This is a genomic window from Paenibacillus lycopersici (genome assembly GCF_010119935.1).
GTDB classification, from domain to species: Bacteria; Bacillota; Bacilli; order Paenibacillales; family Paenibacillaceae; genus Paenibacillus_Z; species Paenibacillus_Z lycopersici.
This window is the reverse complement of record NZ_CP048209.1, coordinates 4,864,925-4,889,102: the sequence shown is the minus strand read 5'-3', so window position 1 is coordinate 4,889,102 and position 24,178 is coordinate 4,864,925. Positions and strand designations below refer to the sequence as shown.

General features: G+C 58.1%; 20 protein-coding genes. 16 read left to right on the top strand and 4 right to left on the bottom strand.

The features are described from left to right. The first annotated feature begins 124 nt into the window (after nt 1–124). A complete protein-coding gene (locus GXP70_RS21635; RefSeq protein ID WP_162358749.1) occupies nt 125–1,603 on the top strand; it encodes an Lsa family ABC-F type ribosomal protection protein in 1,479 nt (492 codons plus the stop codon). Between the two features lie 84 nt (nt 1,604–1,687). On the opposite strand, the gene GXP70_RS21630 is transcribed toward GXP70_RS21635, so the two are convergent. The 3 genes from GXP70_RS21630 to pdxR form a co-directional block, all read right to left on the bottom strand. After that, nucleotides 1,688–2,680: a phytanoyl-CoA dioxygenase family protein gene (locus GXP70_RS21630; protein ID WP_162358748.1), complete on the bottom strand. Its 993-nt coding sequence runs from the start codon at nt 2,678–2,680 to the stop codon at nt 1,688–1,690. Nucleotides 2,681–2,775: 95 nt separating this feature from the next. Further along, nucleotides 2,776–3,684, bottom strand: coding sequence for an AraC family transcriptional regulator (locus GXP70_RS21625; protein WP_162358747.1), 909 nt, complete (start codon nt 3,682–3,684; stop codon nt 2,776–2,778). Beyond that, the gene (pdxR, locus tag GXP70_RS21620) at nt 3,681–5,228 is read right to left on the bottom strand and encodes a MocR-like pyridoxine biosynthesis transcription factor PdxR (protein WP_162358746.1); all 1,548 of its coding nucleotides are present in this window, start codon (nt 5,226–5,228) and stop codon (nt 3,681–3,683) included. Before pdxR ends, GXP70_RS21625 begins: the two co-directional genes overlap by 4 nt. A gap of 187 nt (nt 5,229–5,415) precedes the next feature. On the opposite strand from pdxR, the gene purM reads away from it, so the two are divergent. From purM to GXP70_RS21585, 7 genes are all read left to right on the top strand, one after another. After that, nucleotides 5,416–6,483, top strand: coding sequence for a phosphoribosylformylglycinamidine cyclo-ligase (gene purM, locus GXP70_RS21615; RefSeq protein ID WP_225442514.1), 1,068 nt, complete (start codon nt 5,416–5,418; stop codon nt 6,481–6,483). A 153-nt stretch (nt 6,484–6,636) separates the two neighbouring features. Beyond that, a complete protein-coding gene (locus GXP70_RS21610; protein WP_162358745.1) occupies nt 6,637–7,392 on the top strand; it encodes an IclR family transcriptional regulator in 756 nt (251 codons plus the stop codon). Nucleotides 7,393–7,413: 21 nt separating this feature from the next. After that, nucleotides 7,414–8,187 (top strand): SDR family NAD(P)-dependent oxidoreductase, encoded by a 774-nt coding sequence (locus GXP70_RS21605; protein ID WP_162358744.1) that lies wholly within the window; start codon nt 7,414–7,416, stop codon nt 8,185–8,187. Nucleotides 8,188–8,339: 152 nt separating this feature from the next. Beyond that, nucleotides 8,340–9,245 (top strand): fumarylacetoacetate hydrolase family protein, encoded by a 906-nt coding sequence (locus GXP70_RS21600; RefSeq protein WP_162358743.1) that lies wholly within the window; start codon nt 8,340–8,342, stop codon nt 9,243–9,245. 39 nt (nt 9,246–9,284) lie between these two features. Further along, a complete protein-coding gene (locus GXP70_RS21595) occupies nt 9,285–10,133 on the top strand; it encodes an amidohydrolase family protein (RefSeq protein ID WP_162358742.1) in 849 nt (282 codons plus the stop codon). Between the two features lie 298 nt (nt 10,134–10,431). Further along, entirely contained in the window at nt 10,432–11,067 is a 636-nt protein-coding gene (locus tag GXP70_RS21590) for a PadR family transcriptional regulator (protein WP_162358741.1), read from the top strand. Between the two features lie 19 nt (nt 11,068–11,086). After that, nucleotides 11,087–12,619, top strand: coding sequence for an MDR family MFS transporter (locus tag GXP70_RS21585; RefSeq protein ID WP_162358740.1), 1,533 nt, complete (start codon nt 11,087–11,089; stop codon nt 12,617–12,619). Between the two features lie 78 nt (nt 12,620–12,697). Here the strand turns inward: GXP70_RS21585 and GXP70_RS21580 are convergent, their stop codons facing one another. Continuing rightward, on the bottom strand, nt 12,698–14,458 hold the full coding sequence (locus GXP70_RS21580; RefSeq protein WP_162358739.1) for a glycoside hydrolase family 2 protein: 1,761 nt from the start codon (nt 14,456–14,458) through the stop codon (nt 12,698–12,700). A gap of 166 nt (nt 14,459–14,624) precedes the next feature. Here GXP70_RS21580 and GXP70_RS21575 point away from each other — a divergent pair, with 166 nt between their 5' ends. The 8 genes from GXP70_RS21575 to phoU all read left to right on the top strand — a co-directional run bounded on the left by GXP70_RS21575 (nt 14,625) and on the right by phoU (nt 24,127). Next, complete coding sequence (locus tag GXP70_RS21575; protein WP_162358738.1) at nt 14,625–15,557, top strand: ArsR/SmtB family transcription factor; 933 nt, start codon at nt 14,625–14,627, stop codon at nt 15,555–15,557. A 1,256-nt stretch (nt 15,558–16,813) separates the two neighbouring features. Next, nucleotides 16,814–18,217 carry a stalk domain-containing protein gene (locus GXP70_RS21570; protein ID WP_162358737.1) on the top strand — a complete coding sequence of 468 codons (1,404 nt, stop codon included), beginning with the start codon at nt 16,814–16,816 and terminating at the stop codon, nt 18,215–18,217. A 53-nt stretch (nt 18,218–18,270) separates the two neighbouring features. Beyond that, entirely contained in the window at nt 18,271–19,137 is an 867-nt protein-coding gene (locus tag GXP70_RS21565; protein WP_162358736.1) for a phosphate ABC transporter substrate-binding protein, read from the top strand. A 118-nt stretch (nt 19,138–19,255) separates the two neighbouring features. Next, nucleotides 19,256–20,212 carry a phosphate ABC transporter permease subunit PstC gene (pstC, locus tag GXP70_RS21560; protein WP_162360608.1) on the top strand — a complete coding sequence of 319 codons (957 nt, stop codon included), beginning with the start codon at nt 19,256–19,258 and terminating at the stop codon, nt 20,210–20,212. Beyond that, entirely contained in the window at nt 20,209–21,108 is a 900-nt protein-coding gene (gene pstA / locus GXP70_RS21555; RefSeq protein WP_162358735.1) for a phosphate ABC transporter permease PstA, read from the top strand. The genes pstC and pstA overlap by 4 nt, the downstream gene beginning before the upstream one ends. Before the next feature lie 201 nt (nt 21,109–21,309). Then, nucleotides 21,310–22,503, top strand: a complete 1,194-nt coding sequence (locus GXP70_RS21550; RefSeq protein ID WP_162358734.1) for a methyl-accepting chemotaxis protein — start codon at nt 21,310–21,312, stop codon at nt 22,501–22,503. A 147-nt stretch (nt 22,504–22,650) separates the two neighbouring features. Then, the gene (gene pstB, locus GXP70_RS21545) at nt 22,651–23,421 is read left to right on the top strand and encodes a phosphate ABC transporter ATP-binding protein PstB (RefSeq protein WP_162358733.1); all 771 of its coding nucleotides are present in this window, start codon (nt 22,651–22,653) and stop codon (nt 23,419–23,421) included. Between the two features lie 46 nt (nt 23,422–23,467). After that, entirely contained in the window at nt 23,468–24,127 is a 660-nt protein-coding gene (gene phoU / locus GXP70_RS21540; RefSeq protein ID WP_162360607.1) for a phosphate signaling complex protein PhoU, read from the top strand. Nucleotides 24,128–24,178 lie beyond the last annotated feature (51 nt).

Sequence of the window (24,178 nt, the reverse complement as noted above, 5' to 3'; positions counted from 1 at the left end):
GCATGATTGGCTCCGTATAGGTCGGTGAAGATCCATTCCGCTTATACGGAGCCAATGCGAGTAGATGGATCTATGCCGACTTTTTATAAAGAAGCAAGGCGTTTATAAAAAGGAGGAACCACCCATGTCCATGATTCACGTACAAAACCTGACTTTTTCGTATCCGAGCAGCTTTGACAATATTTTTGAAGATGTCAGCTTTCAAATCGATACGGATTGGAAGCTTGGCTTTATTGGCCGCAACGGCCGGGGCAAGACCACCTTCTTCAATCTGTTATTAGGGAAATACGAATACAACGGTACGATTGTCTCTTCGGCGGCGTTCAATTATTTTCCCTACCCGGTCCCGGATAAAAGCCGATTCACGCATGAAATCCTCGAAGAGATATGTCCGCAAGCGGAAGATTGGGAGCTGCTTCGCGAAATCTCATATTTGGACATCGATGCCGAAGTGATGTACCGGCCATTCGAAACCTTATCCAACGGGGAACAAACGAAGGTTTTGCTGGCCGCGCTTTTCTTGAACGAGGGGAAGTTTCTATTAATTGACGAGCCGACCAACCATTTGGACATCCATGCGCGAAAGATCGTCGCCAACTATTTAAGAAGAAAAAAGGGCTTTATTTTGATTTCCCACGATCGCAACTTTTTGGATGGCTGCGTTGACCATATCTTGTCCATCAACAGAGCCGACATCGAAGTTCAGAGCGGTAATTATTCCTCATGGAAGCTGAATTTCGATCGGCAGCAGGAACATGAAGAGAAAACGAACGAGCGTTTGCAAAAGGACATCGGAAGGCTGCAGCAATCTTCGAAGCGCTCCGCCAACTGGTCGAATCAAGTGGAAGCCTCCAAGAACGGCACGACGAACTCCGGTTCTAAACTGGATAAGGGATTCGTAGGACATAAAGCCGCCAAGATGATGAAACGCGCGAAGAATTTGGAAACAAGGCAGAATAAAGCGATCGAGGAAAAATCAACGCTGCTGAAAAACGTGGAAAAAACGGAGTCTCTCCAATTAGCGCCTTTACCCTGCAAATCCAAGCAACTCATTCAGCTCACGGACGTGTCCGTTAGGTATGAGGGCGAATTCGTGAACAAGCCCGTCAGCTTCAAGGTTGAAGCGGGAGACCGGGTACTGCTTGATGGCAAGAACGGCAGCGGGAAAAGCAGTATTCTCAAACTCATTCTAGGGGAGCCGCTCGAGCATACGGGCACGTTGAACGTTAGTTCCGGCCTTGTGATTTCCTATGTACAGCAGGATACCTCGCATTTAAAGGGAAGGCTGTCTGACTTCATTGAAGGCAATCAGCTTGATGAGCCGCTGTTTAAATCCATTTTACGCAAGATGGATTTTGACCGTATCCAGTTCGAGAAGGATATCTCCCACTACTCCGGCGGACAAAAGAAAAAGCTGCTTATCGCCAAAAGCTTATGCGAAAAAGCGCATTTGTATATTTGGGATGAGCCGTTAAACTTTATTGATGTGTATTCGCGCATGCAAATCGAAGCGCTGATTACAAGCTTCCAACCGACAATGGTTTTCGTGGAGCATGACCAGGCATTCCAAGAGGAAGTCGCAACGAGAACGGTAACCTTATAGTCAGCAATCTCATAGTCAGAACTACTCAAAAAAAGCCGGACGGAAAACATCATGTTTTCCGTCCGGCTTTTTGGGTGCCGCAAGTTACTTCTTCTGAATGACCGGCATCATCATGCCGTTGTCCATGCCCATCATGCTGACGCTGCCGTCGGTTTCGGCGCCCTCGTACAGGTACACTTCCGTGCCGAACGCCGGCTCGGCATACGGCAGGTGCGTGCGGCCGCGGGCGAGAATTTGCCGGTAGTTGCCGGAATCGCCCTCGTAGCCGTCATGGTCCCAAGGCACCCAGGAGCGGGCGTTGCAATAATGGCAGACGTACGAACGGCGGTAGCGGTCGGTCGTCTTGTTCGGGAACGAGCGATGGAACAGATGCGAATGGAAGAACAGCACGTCGCCCGGCTGGAGCGGAACCGGAATCGGCGCCGGGTATTTTGCGACCATGCGCGACAGCGTGTTCACTTCATCGTCCAGGTGGCTGACGTTCTGCACGCCGTCCAGGTTGGAGAAGGCGTCGAGCGCGTGCACGTTGCCGCCGCCGATTTCCTTCGGCGGATAGACCGGCTCGTGATTCGAGCCCGGTACGACCCAGAGGCAGCCGTTCTCTTCGTCGGCCTGCTCCAGGGCGATCCACGCGCCGATCAGCGTGTCGGGATGCGTCTTGATGTAGCAGGAGTCCTGATGCCAGCCTTGGCCGCCGCGGCCCGGGGGGTTCAAGAACATCATCGATTGCACGGCGTAGACGTCCGGACCGATGAGCGCTTCCGTCACGTCGAGGATGCGCGGGTGCAGCATGCCGCGTTCCGCCGCCGCATTGACCCGGGAGAGCATATGAACGCGCGTCGCCGCTTTGAATTCTTCCTTCAGCGGATCGGTATCGGTCGGTTTGTAGCTCTGTTCGGGCTTTTCGGTTTTCTTCCGCGTGTCTTCCGCGAGCTCGTACAGCTCAGCAATGTCTTCTTTTGACAATAGTCCTTTAACGATCAGGAACCCGTTGCGCTGGTAGTGCACATAGTCCTCGACACTGACCAGGTAGCGGTCGTCTCTTGGCCGGGATTTAGGCGTATAGTGGGTAGCCATCGTAATCATGCCTCCAAATGAAGTATCGTTTATGCTCTTATTTTGCCTGAGACCGGCGCGTTGTTTCAATGGGTGAAAAACGATAAACGATGTCTTTATTTGATATCCGCATGGGCGGCATTGACGAGAATATGGCGGTTGACGAAGCTGCGTCCGGGGTCGACTTCAATGGCGGCATGGCTGAAGATCGTTTCCTTGCACCGGTCCATATATTCAGTGGCGGTTATGCCCCGGATGCGCTTGTAAATTTTTGAGAAATGATGCTCGTCGCCGAAGCCGCTCCGGTACGCGACCTGCTTGACCGACAGGTTCCCGTGGAGCATCAGCTCTTCCGCATGGCGCAGCCTGCGCTCAAGCAGCAGACGCTTGGGAGAAACGCCGACGGCGGCGACGAATACCCGCGTGAAATGTTCATGCGACCAGCCTGCATGGCGGGCAACCTGTTCGATCGTAATCGGTTCCGTCACATGCTCTTCGATATACGCGATGCCGCGCGAGATCTGGACGGGATAGCTCTCGGAAGCGAACTCGGGCGTATTGCCGGCGTAAGCGGCCAATTCCTCCAGCGCGGCCGCGACGAGCGCGGACAGCCTGCGCTTCCAATGCGGGGACTGATAGCCCGCGACGACGATGATCTGCTGCATGATGCCCGCGACCAGACTGCCGTGCCTTGCGGGCAGGAGATGGAAGTTCTGCTGGAGGAGAGCGGCGAAACGCTCGTCGCGCCGGCGGAACGGCTCATAATCGAAGTGGACGAACAGATGGCGGGTGTTGCGTTCGACATCGAATACGTAGCGGTGGCTTTCCTGCGGGCGGGTGAACACGAAACAGGGCGAATCGAGCCGATGCGGCGCGCCGCCGATTTCGTAGACGCTTCCCGTTCCTTCGGGAAAGTAAACCAGCTCGTAATCGTCGATCGCTCTGACGCCGAGCGTGGATCCTTTGCTGACGATAACCTCGCCGACGTTATGGACGTACGGCCAGCCGTCCGATTCTTGTGTCATGCGGTCACATCCTTTCCTTGTATTCCCCACGCTTCCGCCAGTCTTCGAACGCCGTCCTCGAGCTGATTGGCGGTCAATCCCCCGTAGCCAAGCACGAATTGGCCCCGGTCTCCGTTATGGCCGATATCGGCTTCGCGGCAGCCGGCAGCATCGGTTTCGTCCTTATCGATGCCGACATGGTAATCCGTGATCTGCCGGAGCCCGATGCCCGCCCGGCGCGCAAGCTCGGCCAACGTGCGCGCGTCATGTTCCGTTCTGACCGCCAGCCGTACGTGCAAGCCCGATGAAGCGCCGAATACGTCCGCATGCGCGCCGAATTGCGAGGCGATTGCCGCAAGCAGCGCTTTCCGGTTCGTATTGTAGATCGTTCTCATTTTGCGGATATGCCGGTCGAGATGGCCTTCGTCCATGAAGCGCTCCATCACGAGCTGAGTTAGCCGGGAAACGGTTCCGTCGTAGAACGGGAACGCCTCCTTGTACCGCGCGTGCAGCTCCGGAGGCAGAATGACGTAGCTCAAGCGCAGCGCGGGCGCCAGCGCCTTCGAGAAGGTTCCCGCATAGATGACTCTGCCGCCGCGGTCCATCCCTTGAAGCGCCGGAAGCGGGCGCCCGTCGTAAATGAATTCGCTGTCGTAATCGTCCTCGATGATCCATGCTTGCGCGGACGCGGCCCATTCGAGCAGGCGGACCCGCTTCGCGGCCGGCATAATGCCGCCGTAGGGAAATTGATGCGAAGGCGTGACGTACACGCCGCACAGCGGTTCGGCTTGCGCCAGCGCCGCGACGCTGATCCCGTCCTGCTCGAGCGGAATCGGTACGGGGCCCGGAAGCAGCCGCTCGAACATGCGATACATCCCGGGATGCATCGCTTCCTCCACGCCGAGCGGGCGCTGCCCGGAGCGAAGCAGCAAGCCGATCAGCAGCGCCGACTGCTGCGTGCCGGCCGTGACGATAATTTGATCCGGCTCGCAGACGACGCCGCGGTTCTGGCTGACATAGTTCCGGATAAGCCGTCGCAGCCCCGGCTCTCCCTGCCGGTCGCCGTAGTCGAACAGCTCGGGACCGGCTTCGCGCAGCGTCCGCTGGCTCAGCTTCTTCCAGACGTTAAGCGGGAAGAAGCCAGGCTGGATGCGGTCGTAAGCGAAGTCGACGGGCGGCATGCCTTCGTTGCCGTGCTGCGGAAGGGAGGCGTGCGGCCGGAGCGATTCTTGCGGCTGTGAGTCCGCCGATCCTCCGGGAGCGTCATAGGCTCGTTCATCCGCCGGCCCGCGGGGTGGCCGCTGCGATTGCGCCAGCTGCGGCACGAAAGCGGCGTAATAGCCGCTCTTCGGCTTATTCGCGAGATATCCTTCGGCCACGAGACTGGCGTAGGCGGCCTCGACCGGATTGCGGCTGAGCCCGAGATGGCGGGCCAGCACGCGTATGGAAGGCAGCTTGGCGTGCTCCGGAAGCGTCCCGTGCAGAATCTGCTCCCGGTAGTATTGGTAAATCCGCAGATAGTCCGGCTGGGATGCGGAAGGTTTCAACTGCGGCGGCATAAGCATGCGGAGCGGCTCCTTTGCGAACGATTAGTATCAACGCGAACTGTGAATCGGATCTGTCATGTATTTTAATCTTTTTCTGTCCATTTGAAAATGACAGCCGCTCCTTAATAATGAAGGCTATGGCGGGATGAAGCCGGCCGGATGACAAGGAAGGGCGATGCATGATATGAGCGGAGGAATGAGCGGAATGAGCGGAATGAACGGAATGAGCGGAATGGACGAACACGGGCACACGTACAAGGATGCGGGGGTCGATGTGCGCAATGCGGAACGGACCAAAGCGCGGATGGGGGCGCTGACGGCAAGCGAGGATAACCGGATACTGAACCGGAGCGGCGCGTTCGCCTCGCTGTTCCTGGCCAGCTTCGACGGCATCGCCAATCCCGTGCTCGTCCTGAAGGCGGAGGAGCCGGGATCCAAGCAGCTGCTTGCTTTCGCGCATGACCGGATTCAGAGCGTCTGCCAAGATCTGATCCATCATCTGATCAACGATATCGTCGTTATGGGCGCGAAGCCGGAAGCGGTGCTGGATACCATTCTTTGCGGGCGGATCGAGAGCGGGACGGTCGTGCGGATCGTCGATTATCTCGCGCAAGCGTGCCGGGAGAACGGCTGCAGCCTGGTCGGAGGCGAGACTTCCGAACAGCCGGGTCTGCTTCCCGCAGGGCGCTATATGCTGAACGCAAGCGTCGTAGGCGTCGTGGACCGCGATTCGATCGTCGACGGCAGCCGGATTCGTCCGGGCGACCGCGTGCTTGCGCTTCCCTCGAACGGCTTGCACACCAACGGCTATTCCCTGGTCCGCAAGCTGATGGAGGAACGGCCGGAGATCATGGAGGAGAAGGTCGGGGAGCTCGGTTTCCTGGACGCGATTCTGCTCCCTCACGCTTGTTACTACGGACCGCTTCGGCCGGTGCAAGGCGATTCCGCCGTTCACGGCATGGCGCATATTACGGGCGGCGGTATCGAAGGAAATCTGAAGCGGATTATGCCGGCGGGGACATGCGCGCGCATCGATCTAAGCCGAATCGCCATTCCACCGATCTTTCCGCTGATCCGTCGTTACGGCCGGGTCCCCGAGGCCGACATGCTGCAGACGTTCAACATGGGCGTCGGGCTGGCAATGGTCGTCGATCCGGAGGGCGCGGAGCGGCTGGCGGCGCGGTTAGCGGAAGCGGGATGCCATGCCTACGAGATCGGGGAGATCGCCGAAGGATCGCGGGAGGTCGCGTTCGTCAATGCGTTGAATGGGTAGGTCGGGAGGGCCGTCGGCGAGCCGGCGGCCTTTTTGGCTTGCAGCCGATTTTGAGCTTGAAAATGCCGGTAACGCGAGCTATAGTAATACGTAGAAAGTTTATTATACAAAAGTTGGTTTATTATACGAAACCAACATGAATGAGGCGATAGGGTGCCGGAAGAACGGAAGTACTGGGTCCCGGCGCTGGAGAAAGCCGACAACGTGCTTGCCGTCCTGGCCGCCGAGCCGGGCAGGCATAAGCTGATCGACTTGTCCAAGCGGCTGGAAATCAACAAGAGCTCGATGTTCTCGCTGCTCGGTACGATGGAGACGCTGCAGTGGGTGAAGCGCGGGGAGGGCGATACGTATTCGCTCGGCCACGCGTTCGCCGCTTACGGTTCATCGTATGCCAAGGGCTACGATCTGAGCCGGTCGTTCCAGGCGGAAGCGGTCACGGCCCGCGATCGGCTGCAGGAAACGGTTCAGCTGGCGAAGCTGGAGGGCAATCAGGTGCTGTACCTGGGCAAGCTGGAAGCGCTGTCTCCGGTACGGCTGCAATCCGAGCCGGGCATGCTGCTTCCGGCGCATGCGACCGCGCTTGGCAAGGCGATGCTCGCTCGATTGGGCGAAGACGAGCTGCTGCGGCTGTATCCGGACGACGAGCTGAAAGCGCTGACGCCGCATACGATTCCGACCCGCGAGGCGTTGTTCCGGCAGCTGCAGGCGATTCGGGAGCAGGGTTACGCGGTGGACGAGCAGGAGTCGGTCATGGGCTTCCGCTGCGTCGCCGCCGCCATTCGGGGCGGAGAGGGTCAAGCAATCGGGGCGGTTAGCTGCTCGATGCTGCTGCATCAATGGGAAGCGAAGGGCGAAGAAGCGAAGGCGGAGATGCAGGCGTTAGCCCGCAGGCTCTCCATGCAACGTTAATTATGAAGAGGAGCTGATACTATGCGTTTGCAAGACAAAGTCATTCTTATTACGGGTTCGGGATCGGGCATCGGCAAAGCGACCGCGCTGTTGTTCGCGAGCGAAGGCGCGAAGCTGGTCATCAACGACCTGTCCGAGCAGCACGGCAGCGACACGGTGAAGGAAATCGAAGCGGCCGGCGGCGAAGCGATATTCATCCGCGCGGACGTCACGAATCCCGCGGACGTGTCCGCGATGGTCGATGAGATCATCGCCAAATACGGCGCCATCGACGTGCTGTTCAACAACGCCGGCATCAGCGGCGTCGGCGTGCTGCACGAGATCGAGCCCGAGGCATGGGACCGCGTCATGAACGTCAACATCCGCGGCGTCTTCCTGCCGAGCAAGTACGTGATCCCGCATATGATCGACCGGCGCAAAGGCTCCATTATCAATATGTCGTCCTGCATCGCCGAAATCGGCCTTGCCCGCCGCGCTTCTTACGCCGCGACGAAAGGCGCCGTCCTGGCGTTGACGAAATCGATGCAGGTCGATTACGCGCAGTACAACATCCGCGTCAACGCGCTGCTGCCGGGCACGATCATGACGCCGTTCGTCGAGAACTACTTGAAGACGTCGTACAGCAACAGGGAGGAAGCGATCGCCGGCTTGCAGAAGCGTCAGCTGAGCGGCGAGCTCGGCTTGCCTGAGGACGTGGCGAAAGCCGCGCTGTTCCTGGCCTCCGACGAATCGAGCTTCGTCATGGGCGCGCCGCTTTACGTGGACGGCGGCGTCGTGTTCGGGAAGAACGCCTGATCCGGTCCGGCCGGATTCAAGCCCTGGTTTCATCGTTATGCATAACAACGTTATGCTTCAACGTTACTGATATTTTGCGATCCTCTTCATCGCCGCGGTACATGGGCGAACGAACTTATATCATGGACGACCATTAGGAGGGTAATAACCGAATGAAATTGATCAGCATTTCGAAGCAGGGTCGCAATGCGCTTGGCGTTGTGACCGAGAACGGCGTTATCGACGTGGAGCTGGCTCTTGAAGCGGAAGCGTCCCGCGCGGCGGCGGAGGTGCCGTCGAACGTGATGGCGGTTATCGAGGGCGGAGAGCAAGCGCTGGACGCGCTTCGCGGCTTCATCGCTTCGCTCCCGACGGGCAACGCGGCTTACGTCCGCAGCGAAGACGAGATCGAATGGGGACCGTGCGTGACGGCGCCGAACAAAATCATCTGCGTCGGCCTCAACTACCGGAAGCACGCCGAAGAAACGAACGCGCCGATTCCGAAGTACCCGATTCTGTTCAATAAATTCAACAACACGCTGACGGGCCACTTGAAGGACATCGCCGTTCCGAAAGTGACGGAGAAGCTGGACTATGAAGCCGAGCTCGTCATCGTGATCGGCAAGAACGCGAAATACGTGTCCCGGGAAGACGCGCTCAGCCATGTCTTCGGCTACTGCGCGGTCAACGACTTGTCCGCGCGCGACCTGCAGCTGCGCACGCAGCAATGGCTGCTCGGCAAGACATGCGACGACTTCAGCCCGCTCGGACCGTACCTGGTGACCGCGGACGAAGTCGGCAATCCGAACGACCTGAGCATCAAGGCGGTCGTGAACGGCGAAGTGCGCCAGAACTCCAACACGTCGGACATGATCTTCCAGTGCGACGAGATCGTCAGCTACATTTCCCAGCATATGACGCTCGTGCCGGGCGACATCATTCTGACGGGCACGCCGGAGGGCGTCGTGCTCGGACTGCCGGAAGCTCAGCAGGTCTACCTGAAGCCGGGGGACGAAGTGACGATCGAAATCGAGAAGCTCGGCAAGCTGACGAACCGTTTTACAGCCGATCAGGCTTAATTGCAGCCGTTTCTTGGCGGGAGGAAGAGGTGTCAATAGATGAGCCGCATCATCGATTCGCATCAACACTACTGGAAGCTGGACCGCGGCGATTACGGCTGGCTGTCGCCGGAATCGGGCGTTCTGTTCCGCGATTACGCGCCTTCCGATTTGGAGCCGGAGCTCGCCCGCGCAGGCGTCGCGCGAACGATCGTCGTGCAGGCCGCCAAGACCCATGCGGAAACCGACTATATGCTGGAATTGGCGGACCGGTCGGCTTCCATCGCGGGCGTAGTCGGCTGGCTCGATTTCAATGATTCCGGCTGGCGCTCGGCGCTGGCGCGTTTCCGCCGGAATCCGAAGTTCGCCGGCATTCGCGTCATGATTCAAGAGATGGCGGACGCTTCCGAAGTGCTGGAACCGAACAGCCTGGAAGCGCTCCGGCATTTGGCCGAGATCGGGCTGCCCGTCGATCTGCTGATGACGTCGCGGCAATTGCCGGAAACGATCGAGCTGCTCCGCCGGGTGCCGGGCCTGCATGCGGTCATCGACCATATCGGCAAGCCGCGGATCGGAGAAGATGTCTTCGAGCCGTGGGCGGGCCAGATCAAGACGCTTGCCGGCGAGAATCCCGGCCTCTATTGCAAGCTGTCCGGCATGCTGACGGAAGCGGATCACGAAGCTTGGCAGCCGGAGCAGTTCACCGCGTACGTCCGCCATGTCGTCGCGTGCTTCGGCACGGAACGCGTCATGTTCGGCAGCGACTGGCCGGTATGCCTGCTTGCGGGAAGCTACGAGGAGGTCCTTGCCGTGCTGGGCGCAGCGCTGCCGGAAGGATTGACCGAACGGCAGCGCGCGGGGATTTACGGGGAGAACGCAGCCACCTTCTATAAGCTGCCGGATGAATAGCCGGCAGCGGCCTTCTGTTGAATGGAATAGAAGCCATGAAGCAGCTTCCGCCGACCAGGCGGAAGTTTTTTCGTGTCGGTGAAGGCTTTTTGCGTTGGTTATGTTCATTCGCATTGCTTTTATTTGCCAATTGCGAACACTTGTTCTATAATGGAGTGACGTCATCGCTCGGAGTTGAACCGCGCATAAACGAAACCTTCGCTTTCGTCCGTCCCTGGACCGTTGACAGCATGCATTCGATCTCGTATAGTCGATACAGACTATTGGAGGTCACAATGTTTCGAAGGAGTGAAGGGCGATGGCCACCCGTAAAGTATCCAATATGCTGGCGCTAGCCGTCATGTCGCTTCTCCACGAGAAACCGATGCATCCGTACGAGATGTCCGCCACGATGAAGCAGCGCGGCATTCCCGACGTGATCAAGCTGAACAACGGTTCGCTGTATTCCGTCGTGGAAGCGCTGCTGAAGCAGGGGTGGATCGTTTCGCTCGAAACGCAGCGGGAAGGCAAGCATCCGGAACGGACGATCTACGCGCCGACGGATACCGGGCGGCTCGGATTTCACGATTGGATTCGGGAGCTGGTCTATGAGCCGATGAAGGAGTATCCGCATTTTCCGGCGGCGCTCGCCTTCATCGGGCATATTCCGCCGCTCGAGACGGCCGGCTTGATCGACAGCCGGATCGGATTCATCCGGCGGTCGGTCGCCGAGAGGCGGGCGGGCATCGAGTTCGCCAGATCGCAGGGGCTCTCGCGGATTTTCGTCATGGAGTCGGAGTTCATCGTCCATCAGCTGGAGGCCGAGCTGCGTTGGCTGCTGGCATTTAGGGAAGACATCAAGAACGGCGGTCTCACGGAGCAGGCGCACGGGGAGACGGTCTGGCATATGGCCGTGCCTGCCGATGCGGAGCTGCCGCAGGAACAGAAACCATAACTGGAGGGAATTGCAAACCATGAGCGCACAACGTAATAACGTTGGCATTGTCGTCGCCGGATTGCTGCTTGGCATTCTGATGGCATCAATGGACAATACGATCGTCGCGACTGCGATGGGCACGATCGTCGGCGAGCTCGGCGGCCTGGATAAATTCGTCTGGGTCACGTCGGCCTATATGGTCGCCGAGATGGCGGGCATGCCGATTTTCGGCAAACTGTCCGACATGTACGGACGCAAGAAATTTTTCGTATTCGGGATTCTGATGTTCATGCTGGGGTCGATTCTGTGCGGCACGGCGACATCCATCGTACAGCTCAGCATCTACCGCGCGGTGCAAGGCATCGGAGGCGGGGCGCTCGTGCCGATCGCCTTCACGATCATGTTCGACACCGTTTCGCCGGAAAGCCGCGGCAAGCTGGGCGGATTGTTCGGCGCGGTATTCGGCTTGTCGAGCATTTTCGGACCGCTGCTCGGCGCCTACATTACGGAGTACATTCATTGGGAATGGATCTTCTACATCAATTTGCCGCTCGGCCTGATCGCTTTCGTGATGATCGCGTTCTTCTACAAGGAATCCGTGCAGCACAGCAAGCAGAAGATCGATTGGGGCGGAGCGGTTGCGCTCGTCGGCGCGGTCGTCTGCCTGATGTTCGCCCTTGAGCTGGGCGGCAAGCAATACGCGTGGGATTCCGGCGTTATCTTGAGCTTGTTCGCGGGCTTCGCGCTGCTCGTCATCGCGTTCATCTTCATCGAACGCGCCGTCGCGGAACCGATTATCAAGTTCAGCATGTTCCGGGACCGGCTGTACTGGTCGAGCAACGCGATCGCGATGTTCAGCGGCGCGGCGTTCGTCACGGCTTCGGTGTACATCCCGATCTACATTCAAGGCGTATTCGGCGGCAAATCGACGGATTCCGGCCTTGTTCTGCTGCCGATGATGGTCGGCTCCGTCGTGACGGCGACCATGGGGGGCGCGCTTATGATGAAGACGTCTTTCCGTTCGCTCATGATTCCGACGCTGGCCCTGCTGACGGTCGGCAACATTCTGCTTACGACGCTAGGCGTGGAGTCTCACCGCTATACGGTCGTTATTTTCATGATCCTCATCGGTCTCGGCATCGGCGCATCGTTCTCGGTACTCAGCAATGCCGCGATATTCTCCTTCCCGCCGCAGGAACGGGGAACGGCTAGCGCGACGCTGAACTTCCTCCGCTCGCTCGGCATGACGATCGGCATCACCGTGTTCGGTATCGTTCAGACCCATACGATGATGAACCGCTTCGGGAAGCTGTTTACGGCGGACGAGATCGCCCAAATGCCGAAGGACGTCAACTTGAAAGATCCGCGCGCGATTCTGGCGCCGGAGCTCAGGAAATTCATTCCGGAGCCGATTCTCAACAAGATCACGTCGGGTCTCTCGTATTCCATCACCCATACATTCGCATGGGCGATCATTCCTTCCGCGCTGGCGCTGCTCTTCGCCTTCTTCATGGGCCGCCGGAAGCTGAGCGAGATGGAACACGCCGAATACACGCCGTCGTCCCATTAAGCTTATCGGCTTCAGCACAAGGAACCCCCGCAAATGAATCTGCGGGGGTTCTTCTTATATCTATTCGTTCATTGTGAATCAGCGTCCCTCGACGACCGCCTTGATCGACTCTAGCGGCAGCTTCGGCTTGCGGTCGTAGGTCAAGAGACCGTTCAGCTCTTGTTCCACGTCGGTCAGCTGCGTGTAGCAGAAGCCTTGGACGACGCCGGCCAGATACATCGGCTGCACGACGTCGCGCAGCCGCTTCAGGAAATCTTCATCGTTGTCGGCCGTGGAGTAGCCCCAGCCGTCGCGCTCGCTCTTATTGTAGAAGATGCCGCCGAATTCCGAGACGAGGATCGGCTGGCCTTCGTACGGGTAGCCTTCCACGGCGAGCACGCGGTTCGCCGGCATGGCCGATACGGCTTTCTCCGCCGTGCTGTAACGGTCCATCAGCACGTCGCGGCGCCATTCGTAATCGTGGATGTTGAAGAGATCCGTCTTGACGAGCTCCCAGCCGTCGTTGGAGACGACGGGGCGCATCTCGTCGAGCGACTTCGTCAGATGGTACATGGCCATTGCGTGCTGCTGCTGCAGCTTGTCGACCGGAATATTCGGCACGCCCCAGCTCTCGTTGATCGGCACCCAGGCGATGACCGACGGATGGTTGTAATCGCGGTCCATCGATTCGATCCATTCATTCGTAAACCGGCGCACGTACTCGTCGCTGTACTCGAACGCGTTCGCCGCCTCGCTCCACACCGCCAGACCGAGCATGTCGCACCAGTACAGCCAGCGCGGATCCTCCAGCTTCTGGTGCTTGCGCGCGCCGTTGAAGCCCATGGCTTTCGTCAGCTCGACGTCCCGTTTGATCGCTTCGTCGCTCGGCGGGGTCAGAATGCCGTCGGGGAAATAACCCTGGTCCAGCACCATGCGCAAATAATACGGCCGGTTGTTCAAGCATAGCTTGCCGCCGGCAATGGATACTTTGCGCATGCCGAAATAGCTGTGCACCTCGTCCAGCACGGTATCGCCGTCCAGCAGCGAGAACGTGACGTCGTACAGATGCGGATGCTCCGGGCTCCAGAAGCCGCCGATTCTCAGCTCGCTCAAGTCTTCGATGCCAATCGCGCGAGTCGCGGACGAGCGGCCTTCGCGAATCGTGAACAGATCCTCGGCGACAGGGTGGCCTTGATACGTAATGGTCGCCTTGACGCGCAGCGCCGCGCCGGCAGCCGCGCCCGCGACGAACGCGGAGACGCGGATCTCGTGGCGGTCGATGTCCGGCGTGAGCTTGACCTTGTCCAAGCGGACCGCCGACACGGCTTCCATCCATACCGTCTGCCAAATGCCGGTCGTCCGGGTATAGAAGATGCTGGCGGATTCGCGCATCCAATACTGTTTGCCGCGCGGGATCGTCAGATCTTTGCTGTAATCGGCGGCTTTGACGACGAGCACGTTGCCTTCGGCCTTCAGCGCGCTCGTAATGTCGGCGCGGAACGGCGTATGCCCGCCTTCATGCGTCGCAACCAGGATGCCGTTGACCCAGACGGAAGCCGCGTAATCGACGGCGCCGAAATGGAGCAGCACGCGTTTGCCCTCGATATTCGCCGGAATGGCGAGGGCGGTGCGGTACCAGACGGTATCGTGAAAATCGGTATCGCCGATGCCGCTCAGCTTGCTCTGATAGGCGAACGGCACCTGGATGCGTTGCGAGAGCGGCTGTTGTCCGAGATGCCAGCCAGCAGCATCGCCGGTCTGCGCGTCATCGAATTCGAATTCCCATTCGCCGTTCAAGTTCACCCAATCATTCCTCATGAATTGCGGACGCGGATGCTCCGCGCGAAGTTGCTCTGACATTGTACATGTCTCCTTCTTAATTAATGATAGAGTTAATTAAATAACGTGTTTTCGAAATCCTCACCTACATTATGTCTCGATGCCCATGAATTCGTCAACATGAAGTTGATTAATTAACTTGCGGGTTATATAATGAAACAACCATTGCGAAGAACGGGGCTGACGAATGAATATTCAAGTCACGACCGCCAATATGGCGATACTGGAATGCTTTGCATCCGAAACGCGCGTCCGGATCATAGAGCTTCTGGACCGGGCGCCTAGAAGCATCAAGGAGCTGGCCACGGAGCTCGGCGTCTCCTCCGCCATCGTAACGAAACATATCCAGAAGCTGGAGGGCGCCGGCTTCGTGGGGACGGACAGCGTATCCGGCGCAAGAGGCCGCCTTAAGATGTGCCGGCTGCTTCCGGACGCCGTGACGCTGCAGCTTCGATCGCCGGCCGTCCCGGACGCGAGCAGGTACGCCGTCTCGATTCCGGTCGGCCAATATACCGACTTCAAGGTAAAGCCGACCTGCGGCCTGGCGTCGGAGACGTCGATGATCGGGATCGTCGACGATCCCCGGTACTTCTGGGACCCGGAGCATGTGAAGGCGAAGGCGCTGTGGTTCGGCAGCGGATTCGTCGAATACCGCATTCCGAATTATTTGGTCGGCACGCAGACCGTGACGAGCGTGACGATATCGCTCGAGATCTGTTCGGAAGCGCCGGGCTACAACGAGAATTGGCCGTCCGATATCACCTTCAGCGTCAACGGGCGCGAGCTGGGCACTTGGACCTGCCCGGGCGATTTCGGCGCGCAGAAGGGCGTGTTCACGCCGGATTGGTGGTATCACGGCACGCAGCACGGGCTGCTGAAGACGATTGCGATCCGGAAGGACGGCACGTTCCTCGACGGCATCCGGCTGTCCGGGCTTACGCCCGCCGAGCTTGGCATCAAGCCGAACGACGAGCTGCGGCTGCGCCTCGCCTGTCCCGAGACAGCTGCCCATTGCGGCGGCATCAGCCTCTTCGGCCGGCAGTTCGGCAACTACGACCAGGACATCGAGGTTGTCATCACATATGCGCAACCAGAGGATAGAGCAAACGAGCCGGGCTGATCGCCCGGTTTTTTGTTGTCCAGCGAATGCAACCGGCCTATGCAATAGGCTTCGCACAGGCAAGCAAGCCAGTGCGAATCAATCCGCGCGGCGCAGACCATGAGCGTGGAGCGGCCCGTACAAGCAGTGCGGTACAAGCAGCGCGGCAGAGAATTTATAGACACACCGCAGGTACCGTGTGCACAAGCGCCAGCTTCAAATTTAAAGAAGAACCTATTATTCAGATGATTCGTGCAGGCTCGCGACAACTTGAGCCCTAGGATACGGGAAAGATCCGGCAGCCGCTTCGGCGGCGTGGTTTGGGCTGGCACGGACTGGCACGGACTGGCATGGACTGGACTAGCACGGACTGGTGTTGACCGGCGTGGACTGGGCTGGCAAGGACCGGCATGGGCCGGCGTGGACTGGGGTGGACAAAACTGGCACGGGCTGGTACGGACTGGCATGGACTGGCATGGACTGGCATGGACTGGACTAGCACGGATTGGCGTTGACCGGCGAGGACTGGAGTGGCACGGACTGGACCGGCATGACTACCTCCAAACCGTCTCGCCCCAGCCGTCTTCATGACGGCTGGGGCACAGTATGTCCATCGAAGCACGGAAGCGGACAGGAGATGCGTTATTCCCTTCATGATCACGTATTTTCGAGTGTTGGCGGACAGGAGATCCGTTATGTCGGCCGATTTACCTGTTTTCGGCGCCATTCGGGGGCATTAACGGATCCTGTGTCCGATCGCTAACCACAAAAGTCTGATTTCGTCAAAATAGCGGAACCTCTGTCCGCGTGACCTGGAGGGGGAGCGGAGGCGTGGGCGATCCTTCTCAACACAAACGGAGAATGGAGCTCCTTCTCCACACATACGGCGTCCTAGGCGTCGAACTTTCCAAGGCAGCCTGAGCCGCGCAGCCAGCGCGGCTTTTTTTTACATTTCCAACCATTTCGCGAGCGGGATTATCGGGTCCCCGATACTGAATCGGAGCTTGGTCCATTTGAGCGCAAGGTCTGCCAATTCCACCGGACAATGGGCCATAGGCCTGTATACGCAAGGCTATAGAACCGGATTTTCGACAACGGGTCCGATCCTATCAATCTCTCGATTGGCGATTATTAACAATTTCTCAATAATAGATTAACGGTCACTTAACAATACCTGGCAATCGATTAACGACGGCTTAACAATGTCTGCCTATAATCGGTTTTGTACATAAACGACGAAGAAACCAAACCAATTCCAGAAGGGTGATCACAGTCAAATGTCCATGAAAAAAACGCTCATGATTTCTGCGCTGGCAGCCGCGCTCAGCACGTCTGCAATCGGTGTCGCATCCGCCGCGACGCCGCAGCAAACGGCAGCAACCGTTCCGTTCAACGTTATGGTGAACAATTCGTCCGTCCAAGTTCGCTCGATCCAAGCTGATGGCGCCACGCTGCTGTCGGTCCGCGATCTGGGATCCGCGACAGGCGCGCTGTTCGTAGTCAATGTGAAATCCGGTGTTACGGCTTACATCCATGGTCATTCGATCGAGCTGCATGCGAATTCGGCAACGACGCTGGTAGACGGCGAGCCAGTCGAGCTGGAGCAAGCGGTTGTAAATGTGAACGGCTCTTACTATATGGCGGCCGAAGATTTCATCGGCGCTTTCGACCTGGACGGCACGGTCAGCGACGCCGGCGAAGTGGCGATCGACGCCATCGAGAAGATCCACGCCGACGACATCGTCTGGATCAACGGCAGCCAGCTGCTGGCTTCCTCGCTGTCCGAGGAAGGCCGCACGGATTACATCGTTGACGCGGCGACAGGCGTGTACGCCAAAGTATTCAGCTCCGACTCCGCTTCCGATCTGACGATTTCGCCGGACGGCAAGAAAGCGGCTTACACGGACGACAACGGCGTCGTTTACGTGATCGATCTGACGAACAAATCGTTCAACAGCCAAACGGTCTCCACGGACATCTCGATCAAGCCGGAGCTCGTATGGTCGGCCGACGGCAGCGCGATCTACTTCCTGCAAAGCGACAAAGGCACGGTTATCCAGAAGCTGAACGTCGCTGACGGCAAACTCACGCAAGTACTGAACGATAAGGTCGATTACAAATCGAACCTGAACGTATCCGCGGACGGAACGAAGTTCTTCTACGTCGTAACCAAGCCGGGCGCCGTTACGGCTCCCGATAAGCCGGTAGATCAAGACGATGTCGCGATCGACACCACGGGCACCGAGCCGCAGGTGTACTTCTTCGACGCGTCCGTGAAAGACGCATCGGCAGGCAAGAAGCTGACGGCGACGACGGACGATAAAGTATTCGTCGGCGCATTGGCGGACGGCAGCAAAGCGTTCTACGTCAGCGTCGTTGACGGACAGCCTTCGTCCCTCGTATCCGTAGCGGCCGACGGTACGGTGACGAAAGTCATCGGCGACAAAGACGTGCTGCAAGCGACGCTGGCCGGCGACATAATCTATGCCCTGACGGACGCAGGTTCGCAAACGGCGCTTTACGAAATCAATGCGGCATCCGGCGCTTCGAAGCTGGTCGGCAACATCGACGGCAATGTAAGCGAAGTCGTAGCCGCTCCGGGCACGCCCGTAGCGCTTGTGATCGACGATGCAACCTACGTGCTGAACAACGGCAGCCTGGTTAAAGTCACGAACGAATAACATCTGCGCGATCGCGAACATTTTCCGACAAACCGAGAGGAGATTATCAATCAATGAAAAGCAAATGGGTTAGAAATTTAGGTCTTGCCGTCATGGCGATTTCCCTGTCGTTCGGCAGCATCTCCGCTGCCAGCGCATCCAGCAAGCTGAGCGGCAAAATCGTCATCAACGGCTCTTCGGCGCTGCTCCCGTTGACGCTGCAAGCGGCGAACGAATTCAAGAAACAGAATCCGAAGGTGAAAATCTCCGCATCCGCGGCAGGCTCCGTAACGGGTCCTCAAGCGGTTCGCAAAGGTATTGCCGACATCGGCGCTTGCGACTGGGATGCATCCACGGACGTTCCGGGCTTCAGCAAATTCACGGGCCAAGTGGCCAATAAAGTCGCCGTCATTCCGTTCTCGGCCGTTGCGAACAGCAGCTCCGGCGTAACGGATCTGTCGACGAGCCAGCTGCAAGGCATTTTCTCCGGCAAGATCACGAACTGGAAGGAAGTCGGCGGCAAGGACCAGGACATCGTTGTCGTCAACCGCGCATTCGGTTCCGGCACGCGCGTCAACTTCCAATTGAAGGCGCTGGCCGGCACGGATTTCATGACGAAAGGCTCCAACTACAAAGAAGTGAAATCGAGCGGCGACATGAAGACGGCCGTCGAAACGACGCCGGGCGCAATCGGCTACATCGACCTTGTCTATGTATCCGGCAGCAAAATGAAGCCGATCAGCATCAACCATGTTGAACCGACCGCAGCCAACGTTATCAACGGCACGTACAAAGTATGGTCGTACGGCTACTACATGACGAAAGGCCAGCCTACCGGCGTCGTCAAAGCGTTCATCGATTACATCCAAAGCGCGAAGTTCCAAGAAGGCTCGCTGAAAAAGCTGAAATTCATCCCGCTGTCCGCAATGAAAGGGAAATAATACTTTGTAAGACCTCGTCCTTCAAGGCTATAGGAGGAACAAGCGGAGCCAGCTTCTGCAACTTACGCGGGAAGCTGGCTTCGCTGTATATACGAGAGGAGAAGAGATCGTTATGAGTATGATGGAAGTGCCGTCTTCCGGCACCGTTTACTCAGCTGAAGAGCTTGGCCGCAGCCTGGAGTCCTCCGGCTCGGCATTCAGCCGCAAGGCGCGGCTTAAATTCTACAACCGTACGTTCAAGATCGTTTGCATCGCGAGCGCCGTGTTCGTGTGCTTGATCTTGTTCTCAATTCTGTTCATGATGGGCCGGACGGGCGTGCTGACGTTCGAGACCGTATCCTTGAAAACCTTTTTTTTCTCCACCGACTGGGTGCCGGAAGACGACCAGTTCGGCGCCTTCGTCTTTATTTTCGGCACCTTCGCACTGACGCTGCTGACGATGATCATCTCGGTGCCTCTATCCGTCATTATTGCAATATTCCTATCGGAAATGACGCCCGGTTGGCTGAAGAACGCGCTGCGTCCGATACTCGATCTGCTTGTCGGCATTCCTTCCGTCGTCTACGGCTTCCTTGGGATGACGGTGCTGATTCCGATGCTGCGATCGGTAACGGGAACCAACATGGGCGATGGCATATTAGCTGCTGCAATCGTGCTGACCATCATGGTGCTGCCGACGATCAGCCGGATTACGGACGACTCCATCGTCGCCGTTCCGAAGAAATTCCGCGACGCTTCCTATGCGCTGGGGGCGACCCGATTCCACACGATCGTCCGGGTCGTTATTCCGGCGGCGAAGAGCGGCATCATGTACGCCGTCATTCTCGGCATGGCCCGCGCGATCGGCGAAACGATGGCCGTCGTCATGGTGATCGGCAACACGCCGCAGCTGGCGGACGCGCTGTTCAAGCCGACGTCGGTGCTGACCAGCAACATCGTCATGCAGATCGCGAACGTAGAATTCGATTCGACATGGAATTACGCGCTGTACATGATGGGCTTCATCCTGCTCGTCATTTCGCTCATCATGATCGTTGCGGTCAGACTGATACAGGGCAGAGGAGTGAAACAATGAGCGGCCTCAAATCCCCGGCGAGCGATCATCCCTTCGCATCGCGCAAGAGCTTGAATCAAATCAACAACAAGCTGTTCACGGGCGTCGTATGGCTCGTCGGCATTTGCACCATTATCTTCATCATCGCGCTCCTGTTCCTCATTCTGGAGAAGGGGCTGCCGAAGCTCAGCTGGGATTTCCTATACGGCGAGCCGAGCGAGATCGAAGAGGGCGGCGGCATCGGACCGCTGCTGTTCAATTCGTTCTACGTGCTCGTCATCTCGCTGATCATCTCCATTCCGCTTGGCATGGCGGCGGGGATTTACTTGGCGGAATTCGCGCCGGCCAATAAATTCATCGCGTTCATTCGCATCTGCGTGGAAGGCTTGGCTTCCGTTCCTTCGATTATTTTCGGCTTGTTCGGGATCGTATTATTCGTGCAGTCGCTCGACTTGGGCCTGACGATTGTCGGGGCGGCCGTCAGCCTGGCGTTCTTGAACCTCCCCGTGCTTACCCGCGTCACCGAGGAAGCGATCCGCTCCGTTCCGCAGGAAATGAAGCACGCTTCGTTCGCGCTCGGCAGCACGCATCTGCAAACGATCCGGCGCGTGCTCATTCCGGTGGCGCTGAACGGCATCGTGACGGGCATCTGCCTCGTGGCGGGCCGCGCGTTCGGCGAGAGCGCCGTCATCATTCTGACCGGCGGCGTGACGTCGTCCGGCGTCATGTGGGATTTCAGCCCGCTGTCTCCGGGCGCGACGCTTGCGGTGCATCTCTGGTACGTGCAGTCCGAAGCGATCGTGCCCGACGCGAAGCTCATTGCGGAGAAGTCCGCGGCCGTGCTCGTCTTTATCGTCTTGATGATCAATATCGTCTTCCGCGTGCCGATGTGGATCAATGCGCGCAAACTGCGCTAGGCTCCATAAGCTTTTCACCAAGGGATAACGGCGGCGGAACAACGGCTGATCATCCCCTAGATTTAAGAGCGAATGCCTAAAAAATGGTAATATAACGACGAAATGCCCATAAATTTAACACTTGTCTAACATATTGCGACATGAATGATAATGCTCTGGTCCTATAGTGATAGTAAATATTGCTATAAGGGAGTGCAGGCCATGAACGCATCTGTTATGGAACGGAAAGAAGTCGAGCATGTCGCAGCGGGGGCAATGAATGAGGCAAACCGGGCAGGAGCGGACGAACCGGGCGGTTCGGCGCGGATCGCGGCCGACACGGAGCTGATGCAGGCGTTCATCCGCCATGTGCCGATCGTAACGGCCGCGCAAACATGCGAGGAAGTCATTCGGCAGTTCGCCGTCGAGCCGGATCACGAGTGCGTCGTCGTATGCGACGCGTACCGCAGGCCGCTTGGGCTTGTGATGAAAAACCGGCTCGTGATCATCCAGACCCACCGGTTCGGCAGGGAGATTTATTTCGGACGTTCCATAACGAAGCTGATGGATACGCAGCCGTTGATCGTCGATCGCGGGACATCGCCGCAGGAGCTGCTCGATCATGCGCTCGGCCGCGATGACCGCACGTTCTACGATTGCGTCATCGTAACGGAAGCGGGGCGCTGCGAAGGCATTCTGACGATGTCGGATCTGCTCAAGATGTCGCGCGTGCTGCAGCAGCAAACCGTCCTGTCCCAAGTGAAGCTGATCCATGGCGCGCAGGCGATGATCGCGGATATCGACCGTTCCGTGAACGAGGCGCATGCAGCGTCCGCCCAAGGCGAGGCGATGTCCCAGACGATGCTCGAGCTGACCTTGAAGGGCAAGAACGAGCTGGACAAAGTATCCGCCTCGATGCAGAACATGTCGCAGCGCACGCATCTGCAGGAGCAGCAGATCGGCGAGCTGCAGGAACGGGTCGGCTCGATCGGCACGGTGTCGAAGCTCATCCGCGAGCTGGCCGACCAATGCAACCTGCTCGCGGTGAACGCCACGATCGAAGCGGCGCGCGCCGGCGAGCACGGAAGGGGCTTCGCGGTCGTGGCCAACGAGGTCAGGCAGCTGGCCACGCTGACGAAATCGTCGGCGGAGGACATCAACCGGCTGATCGGCTCCATTCTGGATGCCGTCAAGGAAACGGCGCAGCATGTCGCCCTCGGCCGGACGGACGCCGATACGAGCCAAGCCTATGTCTCGGAAGCGGCCGGCGTATTCCAGCAGCTGTTCCATGCCGCGGCCGATAACAGCAGCAGCGCGGCGAACATCGGCCGCCTCTCCCAGCAGGCCTACGATAAAGCGCTGCAAGTGACGCTCAGCATTCAATCGCTGGCGAACGAGATGCAAGGACACGGCTAATTTTAATATTCCGTTTACAATACCGACATATTCGATTGACATTTCAAAGCTAGTATTAGCTATGAAAGTCGTAGAGACGGCTGCCTGCCGCATGCGGCGGCGCAGCGCAAGGACTGCTCAAGTCCACTTGAGATGGAGGAGAACGACATGCAATCGACCGCTTCGCAGACATTGATCGATATTCAGCAATTGAATTTATTTTACGGTACGTTCCATGCGCTCAAGAACGTCGCGATGGATATTCCCGAGAAGGCGATTACGGCGTTCATCGGTCCGTCCGGCTGCGGCAAATCGACGCTTCTTCGCACGCTCAACCGGATGAACGATATGATTCCGAACACGCGGATCGAAGGCAAGATCACGATCGGCGGCGCGGACATCTATTCCAAGGAAGTCGACGTAGAAACGCTGCGAAAGAAGGTCGGCATGGTATTCCAGCAGCCGAATCCGTTTCCGAAATCGATCTATGACAACGTCGCGTACGGCCCGCGCTTGCACGGCATCCGCAGCAAGCAGAAGCTGGACGAGATCGTCGAGACAAGCCTTCGTTCCGCGGTGCTGTGGGATGAAGTGAAGGACTATCTGAAACGCTCCGCGCTCAGTCTCTCCGGCGGCCAGCAGCAGCGTCTGTGCATCGCGCGCGCGATTGCCGTCAATCCCGACGTGCTGCTCATGGACGAAGCGACGTCCGCGCTCGATCCGATCTCGACGCTGAAGATCGAAGAGCTGGCGCAAGAGCTGAAAGACAAATACACGATCGTCATGGTTACGCACAACATGCACCAAGCCGCGCGCGTATCCAACCAAACGGTCTTCTTCCTGAACGGGGAAGTGGTCGAGTTCTCCGACACGGAGAAGCTGTTCTCCAACCCGCGCGATCAGCGCACGGAGGACTATATCAGCGGCCGCTTCGGCTAAAGCACGGGGAACAGTAGAAATCGAGGGAGGACGAACCGGCCAGATGATGACGAAACGGAAAGAGTTCGATCAAGGATTATCAGAACTGAACGAGCTGATCGTAGAGATGGGCCGCCGCGTGGAGACGGCGATCGCGCAGGCAATGGCGGCGCTGGAAACGATCAATGCGGACGAAGCGAGACGCATTGTGAAGGAAGACAAGGAACTGAACAGGATCGAGGAGAAAATATCCGAGATCGGCGCGACGCTGATCGCGACGCAGCAGCCGGTAGCGAAGGACCTGCGCCGCATTCTCGTCGCGTTCAAAATCGCGAACGACCTGGAACGGATGGGCGATCTGGCCGTCGACGTCGCCAAGGTCGTCGTCCGCCTGGAAGGGCAGACACTGATCAAGCCGCTGATCGATTTGCCGCGCATGTCGCAGATCGTGCAGATGATGACGTACGAATCGATTCAATCGTTCGTGCAGGAGAACGTCAATATGGCCTACAAGATGGCCAAGGACGACGACCTCGTCGATGCGCTGTATTCGCAAATCATCCGCGAGCTGTTCTCGATCATGATGGAGAATCCGAAGACGATTTCCCAAGCCAATCTGCTCAGCTTCGTCGGCCGCTACATCGAGCGTTTCGCGGACCATGCGACGAATATCGGGGAATCCGTCGTCTACCTGGTGACCGGCGTGAGACCCGACCTGAACTCCTGATGCGATGGACTGGAACGTATTTTATTGTGAAGCCCGCGTAGTTCGCGGGCT